Source organism: Pseudoalteromonas rubra (genome assembly GCF_004212645.1).
GTDB classification, from domain to species: Bacteria; Pseudomonadota; Gammaproteobacteria; order Enterobacterales; family Alteromonadaceae; genus Pseudoalteromonas; species Pseudoalteromonas rubra_G.
Genome location: NZ_PPUZ01000022.1, coordinates 57,536 through 69,975, shown reverse-complemented (window position 1 = coordinate 69,975; position 12,440 = coordinate 57,536). Strand labels below are relative to the sequence as shown.

Below are 12,440 nucleotides of genomic sequence, written 5' to 3'. Positions count from 1 at the left end.
CCTCCTTTTTACATTCCTTCGCTATTAGAAGGTAATACGGGTGCCCACATAGATCTGTCTGCCCGGCGGCTCATAAGGCAACAAAGTGCCGTCAGCCGTTTTACTGGCAACTGAGTTGAAATACGCTTTATCGGTCAGGTTTTCCACCCTCATTGTCAGTGCAACCGGTTCAAGCAACTGGTAATTAGCACTTAGATTAAACACCGTGTATGACGGCAAATCGGTATCAAAATAGCTGATCGACGGACGCTTATCACGGTATTGCATCGCCAGTCTCACATCCAGCTTATCCCACTGCTTAGACAGGACATAGTTAAACGCTTTGCCTGGGCGACGTGGCAAGTCTTCACGTTTTTCCTGATCTCTGGCTTCCAGCAAGGTCAGATTAGCAGCATGCTCCAGACCCAATGCAGAGAATTGTGCGCTGAGTTCAATGCCTTTCATCTGTGCACGACCCACATTGGCGGGAATATACTTACTGGTTTGCGCATCAAATTCATTGCTGATCAGGTTGTCGATACGATTGTCAAAAATGGCCACATCATAGCGCACGTTTTTGGTGTCCACCGTCACACCTACTTCGTTGTAAGTGCCCTCTTCCGGTTTGATTTCGCTATTTGGTATGTACCAGGGGCTGTCTTTAACAAACGCATTAGTCAGGCTCGGCGCGCGAAAGGCAGTGCCATGGTTAACCCGAAAGGTGACTGCGTCTGAGGCTCTGAAACCTAAGTCTGTGGTATAGGTATTGGCACGGCCATGATGCTCGTAATCATCGCTGCGCACCACCGCATTGAGCAACCAACGCGCATTGTCATAAAAAGCCGCAGCAAACACGGCCGTGTTGTCACGTTCCGCAATGGAGAACTGTGCGCTCGATGAAGACAAGTCTTCATTTAAGCGGCTCACACCACCCATCAGCTGTAATGACGGCATGAGTGTGTAGCGGGCGCGATACTCGATTTCATCGCGCTTAGTGCTATAAATGTCTTCTGGCGGCGGCGTGCCACCGGCAGGCAACACGGACAGGAACTGGGTATTTTCTTCCTGTGCCAGGCTAACAGACGCCTCCTGACTTAATACATCCGATTGTTTCTGCCAGGCCAGCTTAGTGGTGTAATTGTCAAACTTGTACGCATCATTGCCAAAGGCGGAGTCATAGTCCGCTTCCCCTTCGCTGTGCTGTGCGTGCAGTGCAAGCTGACCATACTTTGCCAGGTCATAGCCCAGTTTCACACCCATATTGGTGTTGTCGTAAGCATCACGGTCGTGCTCTTTGGTGTGTGGCTGCGCAGGGTCTTTGGCTGTCACATCATAACCGTCTGTCGTTTCATAGCCAAAGTGATAGTTGACGGTCAGCTTGTCCGCTTCGAACTGACCAGCCAGCTGGGCACCACCATAGTTACGGCTGCCCGAGGTCAGTGCCAGCTGGTGGCCTTTTTGCTCACGGGTAATAATGTTGATCACCCCGGCCACGGCATCAGAGCCGTAAATGGCGGCACGCGCACCCTTAAGCACTTCAATGCGTTCAATGCTGTTGACCGGAATGTTAGTAAACGACACGTCGCCCGAGTTGGCATCGCTGATCCGCACACCATCAACCAGCACCAGGGTATATTTAGTCGCAGCTCCGCGCACGAACACGCTGGCTTTCTGACCATAACCGCCACTGCGCACCACATCTATACCGGCCAGGTTATTCAGCAAAGTTGGTACGTCACGCACATTGGCACGCTCTATTTCAGCGCGCTCAACCACCGCAACTGAAGTCAGTGTATCAACACTGGCTTGCTCGAACTTGTTCGCCGTGATTGTAATATGTTCAATGTCTTGTGCAGACAGCACAGAAAAAGGTAACACAGCCAGCATGGCCGTGGTTAAAGCAGATTTTTTAAACATGAGTTCCCCTGATCCACGCCCACCGCGTGAATTACAACTAGTGAGTAGGCTTCAGGGCCGGTTTCCGGACTTACTTATTCCAACCAGACAGTTACAATAAGCTCACCGTTGCGGGGGCAGCGCCGGACTAATGCCTATTCCTGAGGCATGCACCAGCTTCCCGATTATTCAGATCTTACAGAGACTCCAAGCTCCTGATCTGACACCCTGAAAAGTTGGCGCTATTGTCGGGGATCTGAGGGCAAAAAGCAACGGACGTCTAGCATGCTAAAAGTCATTAGTGACGTTCAGCATGCCAGATAAAAGAAGGGGTTAACAACCCACAGTTTAATCGCGGAAGTTTTTAAACTGGAAAGGCTGGCCAAGCTCAGCGCCACGGATCAGCTGCATGGTTTCCTGAAGATCATCACGCTTCTTACCCGTCACACGTACCGTCTCGCCCTGAATAGACGCCTGTACTTTGATCTTGGAATCTTTAATGGCTTTAACAACTTTCTTCGCCATGTCTTTGTCAATCCCTTGCTTCAGCATCACCTTACGTGACACATACTTACCTGATTTTTCAACATCCTTAAGCTCAAAGCTGGCAACGTCCAGACCACGCTTTGCGGCTTTGCCCACCAGCATGTCGAACAATTGCATCACTTGCTGCTCAGATTCACTTTTCAGTACAATCACTTCGTCTTTGAGCTCAAATGAAGCTTCTACGCCACGAAAGTCAAAGCGTGTGCTCAGTTCACGGTCGGCGTTATCAACGGTGTTTCTCGCCTCAGTCATATCAATTTCAGACACAATGTCAAAAGAAGGCATATCTAGCTCCTGGATAATGTTTTTTCGGATTATAGCAACCCAAATGCTGCGGCGCGACACCCCTGATTACGTTAGTTTTCAGATCAGAAACAGAATGCCACCGCTTCATCCTATTTTCAGATTTCGATGATATACTGGCCTTTTAAACCCTAATGATTTGGAAGTATTTGTGGCACGCCGACTTTATCAATGCCTGTTATTACTCTCTCTGGCCGTTTGTACCTTCTTGTTTGCTAAAGAGATCCAGACCAATCAAATTGTTAGATTTGAACATGCCGACAAGGTCGCACACTTTGGGGTGTTTTTCGTTCTGGCGTTTTTCTCTCACCATGCATTTCGGTTTAAAATCTGGTTTCACCTGGTGTTGCTCACCCTGTATGGGGCAGGCATTGAGTGGATGCAGGACTCGCTACCTTATCGCCAGGCGTCGCTGGGAGATTTTATTGCCGACCTCGCCGGTGCCGTCAGTTACTTTTTAGCCTACTGGGCCTATTGTAAAAAAACAGGTAAACCCAATGCCTGAGTTATTTATTGTTGGTAAAGGGGCAGTAGGCCTGTTGCTTGCTCAGCGACTGGCAAACACCCATCAGGTCACATTGATCACCCGAACGCCCACTGACGCGGTGTTTTTTCAAACCGATCTGCGTCGCCAGCAACTACCTGTAGAATGTCTGACCTGGGAGGCGCTGGCACAACAACAAAAAACCATTTCTCAGTGTATTATTCCGGTTAAATCCTATCAGCTAAGCGAAGCTTTTATGGCACTCAAACCGCACCTGAGTGAGGATGCCAATGTCATTTTAAGTCACAACGGGATCCAGGCACTGGCGCCCCTCACCGACGCGTTATCCGCGCATCAGGGGCTGTTTTTTCTGTCCACCAGCATGGGAGGCTGGAAGCCCGATAGCAGCACGGTGGCATTTACCGGCCCGGGTCAGAGCGTATTTGGCCCCTGTAACCCGATTGCTCAGCAGCGTGCACAGGCACTGTTTAATCAACTTATTGGCCCTGCACTGCCAAACGCGCATTTGGCACACGACATTGCACTCCTGCGCTGGCAAAAGCTCTGCGTCAATCTGGCCATCAATCCACTCAGCGCTCTTACCGGGCTCAGAAATGGCCACTTACGTGCCCCTTGCTACGCAACCCAAATATTGTCTGTACTCAATGAAGCCTGCTGTATCGCAAATCGCGTCGGAGTTCCCCTTAAACTCAGTGAAGAGCTCGCACGCGCCTACCAGGTGATGACACTGACCGCCGAGAACTTTTCCTCTATGGCTCAGGATGTCAAAAACCAGCGGCGCACGGAAATCGATGCCATGTGCGGCTATGTTGTTGAGCTGGCAAGGCAGCTTGGGGTGACTGCGCCGTACAATGCCCAGCTACTTAACCAGGTACAATCGCTTAACCTGACCAATAAGTAGTACCCTCTTCCCTTATCGCACACATTTTCCACGACTTTGTGCTGAATAAAGCAGTCAAAACAGCCCGCTTGCCACCCAGGACAGAAAAAAATTCAATTTTTTAGAGAATGATTTTCATTTAGATTACCTGCAATTTTTACAATAATCGTCCGCTACGATGCCCTGTAAATTTATGCAACGTTCGGCATAACGCACAGCGCTATGGATAAAATGACATAATGGCCAGACCAGATTACGTGCATGAATTACTCTCAGCCAAAGATGCACATGAATAAAAATTATGTGAACTACGCGATAACAAAAACAGATTTAACCTATTATTCTGCCTTAATACGGCAGGTGTGAAACAATTATTCTTACCGGTTAAAGATAAGTCTATTCTTCAGCACCCTCCATGCCATGAATCACAAAACAAAAAAATTGCATAACTGACTGCTGTACCACCCTATTAAGCTACCCACAAAGCGCAATTTAAATGTATACAAAAAGTAAAAACAAAGAAAATACAGTATCAACCACCACTTGATGTTGGGAGTTTTTTTGCTACCATGCCCGCGTTTTCAACCGCCTCACTTTAATTAAGAAGGAATTAATATGAACGCAAAGGCTTGGCTGCCCCTGTGCTGTGCTGTCATTTTGAGTGGCTGTAATAGCGTCTCTCAACAAACTCCCGCGCACACTCTCTCTGCGCAAACCGTTGCCCTCAATAAATCAGTCATATTTATTCATGGCGCACATTTGAAAGGCGCGGCGTGGTCTGCCGTGCAATCTCAGCTGTCACAACAAGGGATCAGCAATTATGTGGTCGATTTGCCGGGGCGCACTACCCACATCGACCCTAAATCCATCACGCTGGAACACGCTGCACAAAGCTTGTGTGAACAGTTACGCGCTTATCCGCAACCTCAGTCGCTGGTTGTTCACAGTCAGGGCGGTGCGGTCGCGCATAAAGCCATGACATTGTGTCAGGATGTCAAAATCACTGATCTCATTTATGTCAGTGCTGTTGCCCCTGTTGACGGTGCCAAGCCATTTGCATTGCTCAGTAAACAGGATGAAGAAAACTACTTTGCGGGCATCACCTATGAAGATGGCTGGTTGAAGATCTCGGATAAACCGGCTTATCTGGCGTCGTTTACCGAAGCTCAGGCAAAAAGACAGCAACAGTTTGTACTGGATAATTCAGTTGATGAGCCCGCCATCACAGGCGATGGCAAAGTCACGCTGAGCAAAGCCACATTAGCGCCCATCAACAAAGCGTATGTGTTTGCAACTCAGGACAAAATTATCTCTTTACCATCACAGCAGAAAATTGCCGAATCTATCAATGTTACGCACACCTACAGTCTCGACTCCGGCCATTTACCTATGGTGACCAAACCAGTCGAGCTGGCAGAAGTGATCACCAAAGCCCTGCAACTTTAATTACGCAAACAAGGATTGAAAAGTATGCAAAAAGGTATTTCTAACTCAGTACCGGATCCTATGGTCACACTGAACAGCGTTCGGGCACTGGCAGACAACAGCCTGACTACACGCCCAACGGTGACTATTATCGGTGCCGGTGTGGCGGGGCTTAGCGCCGCCTATGAGTTACTCAGACTGGGCGCCAAAGTCACACTGCTGGAAGCGGATCCCAGCCACATTGGCGGGCGCGTCAGAACATTGCGTGAGTCTGACAAACTGTACGCCGAGCTGGGCGCGATGCGGATCCCAACAGAGCACCACCTGACCCGGCATTACATCCGTGAAATGGGGCTTAAGATGCGCCATTTCGTGCAGGAAAATGACAAAACCTATGCCATGATCCGGGGCCAGAAAATACCACGTACTGAAGCCGGTTTTGAGCAATTGAAGCAGCATTTTGCTTTGAGTGAAAGAGAGCAGAAAATGTCTGCCGATAACATGTGGGAAATCGCAATCACTGAGGTGCTGAATTCACTCAGCAGTGATGAACAGCGTGCACTTTACGATCGGACTTTACGCAGTGATAAGCTCAAAGCGCTGGATGAAATGTCGTTAAAAGACGCTTTCATCGCCGCCGGCCTCAGTCTGGATGCGCTGGAATACGTCAGTGCAATTTATGGCGTCTCAACTTTGATGCACACCTCTTTGACCGAGCACCTCAGGGAAGAGCTTGAGCGAGTCTGGTTTGATGGCTTCGACGAGGTGGTGGGTGGTACCGATCTGCTGCCGCGTAAGCTGTTCGACAAGATCCAACATAAAGTACAGTTCAAAGCCGGTGCACGCGTTGTTGCTGTCAACAATCTGGCCAATGGCGTTGAAGTGACGTACCAGCTCAGAGATCGCTCTAAGCACACCCTGCGCTCAGATTTTGCGATTTGTACATTGCCATTCGGGGTGCTTGGCAAAATCGACTTTAATCAGTCTATCGACCCCGGCAAGTTGCGCGCTTTTGCTCAGGTCAATTATGACTCAGCCACCAAAGTGCTGCTCCGGACTAAAAACCGTTTCTGGGAGCTCAACGAAGGCATTTACGGCGGCAGTACCATTTATGATGTGGGCCTGGGCCATACCTGGTTTCCCGCGGATAACGCCAGACACCGAGACCCTCAGGTATCACGTTCACCCAGCTACCTGCTGGCCTCTTACACCTGGGGCCAGCATGCGCGCCGGATCGATACACTGAACAACTTAGAGCTGAAAGAGTTTATCTACACTGAGCTGAAGAAAGTGCATCCCTATATTGAGCGCGACGATATTTTAAGTGTGCTGCGCTGGAGCTGGACTAACCACACCCATTCGGCGGGCGCTTACGCCTTTTTCAACCCCAGAGATCATCAGGACTTCTATGCACTGATGACTCAGCCCGAGCAGCGTTTGTGCTTTGCCGGGGAACATTGCTCTATGTTCCACTCGTGGATCCAGGGCGCACTGATCTCGGCGCTGGAAGCCGTTCAGTACATAAGTGAAAAAGCATAACTAGATAAGGAAAGAAGATGTCTTACACTGTTGCTGAGTTTATTACGCTCAGATTAAAGCAACTTGGTTGTTATCATGTATTCGGGGTGCCCGGTACCTCATGTTCGGATTTTATCGACAGCCTGGTGGCCGATCCGGATATGCAGTTTGTTAACACCGTCAATGAGCTGGAAGCCGGTTATGCTGCCGATGGTTATGGCCGACAGGGCGCAATTGGCGCGGTGTCAGTTGCTTATGGCGTTGGTACACTCAGCATGGCCAATGGGATTGCCAGTGCGCTGACCGAACGCGTTCCCTTAGCGGTGATTAATGGCGGCCCCACAGATAAGGACTTACGCCTGGAAGCCGAGTACGATGTACTCTTTTCTCATTCCACCGGCTTTGGCAAAACCGATCTTAAGGTATTTCGTAAACTCACCCTAGGTGCGGCCGAGATCCGTACCCTGGAAGGCGCAGCAGATCGCATTGACCGTTTGCTGATCATGGCGATGGAGCGCTCTGGTCCGGTTTACATCGAGATCCCCCAGGACCTGTGGAAGCAACCCATTGGTCACTTTTCACCGAACCTGGCTTACAGCCCAAGACGCTTTAGACGCGGTGCACGGGCATTCACCAACGCCGTCGCTGACAAGCTCGCTCAGGCCAGTAATCCGGTGGTCTTGCTCGGTGCCGAACTGGTGCGCTTTGGCCTAATTGATGAGGCGCTACATTTTGTCGAAGCGCAGAACCTGCCCTTTTACACCACCTTGCTCTCTAAATCTTTGATCAGTGAGTCTCATCCTTTATTTTGCGGTGTCTACGACAGTGATCTGGCTCCGTCTACCGTGACTCAGGGTGTTGAATCATCCGATTGCGTCATCGCATTAGGCTGTTTGTTTGGCATTGATCATCGCCACATGGTCACCACTTTAGGTGACAAGCTATTACGCGTGGCCTTTAATAAAGCCATGATAGGGACCGAAGTGCTGCCTAAACTGTCGCTGGGCGCCTCTTTGCAATCACTCAATCAGTTGCCTGAATTGAGCCGCACCGATCGCCAGATCCCCACCGTCGCCGGACAAACCTATCAGGATCGTCGCGCGCAGTGGCAGTCCAAACTGGGTGATAATCCTTACAGCGGCACTCTGGGCCACGATGGGATCTTTGCCGCAATCGGGGATTTCCTGATGGAGCAAAACGACCCGTATTACATCAGCCTGGATACCTGTCTGGCCAGCTTCCCCGGTGCCGATATTCCCGTGCTGGATACTCAGTGTTTCCTGGCCAACCCGATCTGGTTGTCAATCGGCCAGGGAACACCGGCGGCGATCGGCGCCTATTATGCAACGGGTAAACGACCACTGATAGTCACCGGGGATGGCGGCTTCCAGATGGTGTCGCAGGCATTCTCCTCATTTGTGCAGAACCAAATACCCGGCATCATAGTGGTTATAGATAACGGCTCGTATGCCATTGAGCAGTTCCTGATCGACGGCACTTTCTTTACCGAGCCAGACAAAGCACCTCTGGATTACGTGACGCTTAACGGCTGGAAATATGAAAATATGCCACACGTTTATAACGGCGGGATTGGCCTCAGGGTGACCAGCTATGAGGACTTACTCGGCGCATTGCGTCACGCCCATGCGCGCCCGGATCAGCCCTGCGTGATAGCAGCCCAGATCCCGATGAAAGATCTGCCGGCTGAAAACCGCGCTTTCTTAGGTATTTAAGTCACTTAGTTCGTTAATTATCTCGTTATTTAATCGTTTTAAGAGGCGTTTACGCCTCTTCAGCACAAGGGTATAAGGATGACATTGTCGCGGCGTACGTTTTTAAAAAGCAGTTTCGCACTTGCAGGACTAGCCGGCTGTCAGGTTGCAGCCTCTCCATTGGTCAGGGCTTTGTTAAATCAGGAGAACAGTTATCATGCGCTCTACCTGAATAAACACCGTCTGGCTGAATTACTGCCACTACTGGCTCAGCAGTTACACTTGTATCAGGATGCTGAGATCCACACCCAGGCTGCCCAGTGTATTGCGCAGCTGGACAGTGAGCACGCCATCTACACGCGTCTCAACGAATTGCTGACACAGGACTCAATGAATCTGGGTCTGATCAATATGCATCGCTACCAGGATCGCCAGATGCAATGTATTGAGTCTTTGCAGGAGCTTGTTTCCACTTCACCGGTGGATGGATATATCAGTTTTGGCCTACCCAGCAGTAGTTTTGATCCCATCGCTCAGTTGCCTCAGGTATGTGGTACCAAGCTGACCGTTACCCGGACTATGCCTGCGGCCCACAGTCCAATCGCGCGCTCTGATGTGATCAGCATCGCCACCACAACCGAAGTAGAGCAGCAAGCGTTGACGCAGGCAAACGACACACACTTACAACTGGCAGCCATCTATGATGGCCCACACTGCTATAGCAAACCGGTGTTCAGCCAGATGATATCTGGATTGAGCGAAAAAATGCGCGCCGGCGGTCACCTTGCAATGCGTCTTTATGACGTGCAACAGCCGCTGCAACAGCATTTTGCTGCGGTGCTCAATGACTGGGCTAATCTGTTTGAAGGACAACCCTGGCAGCAAGCCGCTGCTCAGCGTGCACGCCTGTCCCCGGCCGCAAGCTGGCATCGGGAGCTGGCCCAGTATGGCTTTAAGCTGGTCGATATGCATGCGCTGACATCGCATCAAGCACTTCCTGAATACCTGGCTCTTTATCAAAAGGTTTCTTAATCTATGAAAACTCAGCAACATACCTCCCTGTCCAGGCGATCCTTTTTAAAGGGCACCGGGCTGGGACTGGGCGCACTGGCAACCAGCGCGCCCACTTTTGCCTGGCAGAACACCATTGATGTACATCAGGGCGTGGTTGCCACTGCCACACTGAAAAATGCCGGCTTGCAGGAGCAAGACCAGTTGCACGCTCAGTATATGACCCTGACAGACACACTGGACTTAGCTATCCGTGCGGATCATCGGGTGTTAATTGTACTGGGTGTGGTAACTAACAAGCCGTTTCCCTACAGCGTTGATAGCAAGCTGCTATACGCCAGCCTGAAGCACCTGCTCGCGCAGGGGGTAAGCGCTCAGCAGATCACCATCGCCTATCACAGTGAACAGGACCTGCCGCCGACTGCGCCACTGATGGCCTCAGCAAGCAAGGCGCTGGGTGTGGATCTCGCCCCGGCTCGTTTTATCAACACCCGTTATACCTCACAGTGGGAAACGCTGGCTCTGCCGAACGCACTACCAAATGTACGCGTGCTTGCCAGCGCCAAACGTGCCGATCACCTCGTCTATCTGGGCCAGCTGACCGATCAGCATGGTCAGCCCGTTGCACCAGAGCGCGCCATAGCACACACATTGCTGGCAGCCGATGATCTGGTCCACTATGCAGAGCAACTGGATGCGCTTACCAAAATAGCTGCGCTCAACCAGGCGGTGTTTGCCAAGGTCAGGTTGCTGGCAAACAACGCGACCCGCTTTATCTCAGCCACGAAAACAGCAAGCACTGAGGAAAAATGTGTGCACCCTGGGATCCTGAATATCTCTAATGATATGACCAGTCAGGCACTCTTTGCCCGTCATTATCTTAGTGCGCTACAGGATGAGGCTGGGGTATCTGCCCGTCACGCTCAGTCTTTGGTCTGGATGCAGCATGGCAGCAGTCGCGATCCACTGACTACCCGGCTGGTTGAGTCAGCCCTGAGTCGCTCGGGTGTTGCGTTGAAAAAGGTCACGCTGGGGTAAGGTCATGTGTGGCTGAGCGGATTTGCTCAGCCACAGTGCAGAAGGTCTCGCTATGGACGGTATACTCTGACGTTTGCAAAGCCGTTCTCGTGCAGGATCAACGCCTGTAACTGACTCATCACGCCCTTGTTACAGTACAGGTAGTAGTCTTTGTCCTGAGGCAGGTCACCAAACTTAGTAGCCAGGCGGAAAAACGGCAAATGGATCACTTCAATTCCATCAAGCTCAAGCGGCTCGGCATCTTCTTCTTCCGGAGAGCGGATATCCACCACCACGGCACCCGCCGGCAGGTCACTGACATTTTCCGCTTCTTTAACTTCTTCTTTCGCTTCGGCCTCAATCTCACGGATGTCCTTCACGACGGCATTTTCAACCACAGTGTCCAGCACATCAAAGTCAAACTTGCTTTCTTCCGCTTCGATTTTTTCCAGCTTAGCTTTCACCGTTGGCTTTTTCGAAATCACACCACAGTATTCCGGCATCGACTCTGCCATTTCACACGTGCCTATCTGGCGTGCAATGCGAATGATCTCTTCTTTATCGTATTGGATCAGAGGACGTAAAATCAGTGTCTCGGTGACACGGTCAATTACGTTGAGATTTGCCAGCGTCTGGCTCGATACCTGACCAATACATTCACCCGTTACCAGTGCCTGAATACCAAAACGCTCAGCAACTGCGGAACCTGCACGCATCATCATCCGCTTAAGCACGACGCCCATCTGGCTGCTTTCGATGTTTTCGAGGATCTCGGCTACCACAGGCTCGAAGTCGACCGTGATAAAACGCACTTTGTGGGTTGAGCTGTATTGCTTCCACAGGTAGTGACTCACCTGTTTAACTCCAATCTCGTGGGCTGCACCACCCAGATTGAAAAACAGGAAGTGGGTTCTCGCCCCTTTACGGATCATCTGGTAGCTGGCCACGCCCGAGTCAAAGCCACCCGACATCAAAGACAATACATCTTCCTGTGTTGGCAGTGGGAAGCCACCCATGCCCAGATGTTTAGTGGTCACGATATAGGCACGGTCGCCCTTCACCTCAATTTTAACCGTCACATCGGGCTTGCGTAGCTGCACCCGCGCACCCGGCACGTTCTGATTCAGACCGCCGCCAACATACCTTTCCACATCACTGGAAGTAAAATCGTGATCGCCCTGGCGTTTAACGCGTACACAGAAGGTTTTGTTTTCGATTTGCGGTCCCACCAGCGGCAGGGCTTTTTGATAAATATCGTCCAGGGTTTCAAAAGTGGTTTCCTGTACTTCCAGAAACTGAACAATGCCTGGAATACGCCCAAGGCCACTGATGAAAGCTTTGCGAATTGCAGGATCTTCGCTCTGCGTCACCACCGTGATGTTGTCCCAGTTATTCTTCACCGTCACTTTTTCATCAAAGCGGCATAGCACCAGTTTGATGTTTCGCTCGAGTACCATAGTAAAGCGTTTGCGAACCGATTTACTTTTGATCACGATTTCGGGGTGCAGTTTGACGATAAATTTAAACATAGAAGTCACTCTTGGTTTGGACATGAATGCGCAATTGGCGCGCCGACAACGGGCGCGCGATTATAGCAGACTTATTAAAGACTAGGAAATATACAGAGGATAACCAGCTTTTTCTGGTC

General features: G+C 50.7%; 10 protein-coding genes and 1 riboswitch. Of the genes, 7 read left to right on the top strand and 3 right to left on the bottom strand.

Translation table 11 applies throughout. The features are described from left to right. Positions 1 to 24: 24 nt before the first annotated feature. Positions 25 to 1,896, bottom strand: a complete 1,872-nt coding sequence (locus tag C3B51_RS08480; protein ID WP_130244758.1) for a TonB-dependent receptor domain-containing protein — start codon at positions 1,894 to 1,896, stop codon at positions 25 to 27. 38 nt (positions 1,897 to 1,934) lie between these two features. After that, positions 1,935 to 2,115: riboswitch (cobalamin riboswitch) on the bottom strand. A gap of 108 nt (positions 2,116 to 2,223) precedes the next feature. Beyond that, positions 2,224 to 2,706: a YajQ family cyclic di-GMP-binding protein gene (locus C3B51_RS08475; RefSeq protein WP_046005408.1), complete on the bottom strand. Its 483-nt coding sequence runs from the start codon at positions 2,704 to 2,706 to the stop codon at positions 2,224 to 2,226. A 169-nt stretch (positions 2,707 to 2,875) separates the two neighbouring features. Here C3B51_RS08475 and C3B51_RS08470 point away from each other — a divergent pair, with 169 nt between their 5' ends. From C3B51_RS08470 to C3B51_RS08440, 7 genes are all read left to right on the top strand, one after another. Next, entirely contained in the window at positions 2,876 to 3,229 is a 354-nt protein-coding gene (locus C3B51_RS08470; protein ID WP_206074686.1) for a VanZ family protein, read from the top strand. Next, complete coding sequence (locus C3B51_RS08465) at positions 3,222 to 4,130, top strand: ketopantoate reductase family protein (RefSeq protein WP_130244757.1); 909 nt, start codon at positions 3,222 to 3,224, stop codon at positions 4,128 to 4,130. Before C3B51_RS08470 ends, C3B51_RS08465 begins: the two co-directional genes overlap by 8 nt. 594 nt (positions 4,131 to 4,724) lie before the next feature. Continuing rightward, the gene (locus C3B51_RS08460) at positions 4,725 to 5,555 is read left to right on the top strand and encodes an alpha/beta hydrolase (RefSeq protein WP_130244756.1); all 831 of its coding nucleotides are present in this window, start codon (positions 4,725 to 4,727) and stop codon (positions 5,553 to 5,555) included. Positions 5,556 to 5,579: 24 nt separating this feature from the next. Next, a complete protein-coding gene (locus C3B51_RS08455) occupies positions 5,580 to 7,073 on the top strand; it encodes a flavin monoamine oxidase family protein (RefSeq protein ID WP_130244755.1) in 1,494 nt (497 codons plus the stop codon). A gap of 17 nt (positions 7,074 to 7,090) precedes the next feature. Further along, positions 7,091 to 8,785, top strand: coding sequence for a thiamine pyrophosphate-binding protein (locus C3B51_RS08450; protein ID WP_130244754.1), 1,695 nt, complete (start codon positions 7,091 to 7,093; stop codon positions 8,783 to 8,785). 78 nt (positions 8,786 to 8,863) lie between these two features. After that, positions 8,864 to 9,796: a hypothetical protein gene (locus C3B51_RS08445; protein ID WP_130244753.1), complete on the top strand. Its 933-nt coding sequence runs from the start codon at positions 8,864 to 8,866 to the stop codon at positions 9,794 to 9,796. 3 nt (positions 9,797 to 9,799) lie between these two features. After that, positions 9,800 to 10,813, top strand: coding sequence for a twin-arginine translocation signal domain-containing protein (locus C3B51_RS08440; protein WP_130244752.1), 1,014 nt, complete (start codon positions 9,800 to 9,802; stop codon positions 10,811 to 10,813). A gap of 50 nt (positions 10,814 to 10,863) precedes the next feature. On the opposite strand, the gene thiI is transcribed toward C3B51_RS08440, so the two are convergent. Then, on the bottom strand, positions 10,864 to 12,321 hold the full coding sequence (gene thiI / locus C3B51_RS08435) for a tRNA uracil 4-sulfurtransferase ThiI (RefSeq protein WP_125778664.1): 1,458 nt from the start codon (positions 12,319 to 12,321) through the stop codon (positions 10,864 to 10,866). Positions 12,322 to 12,440 lie beyond the last annotated feature (119 nt).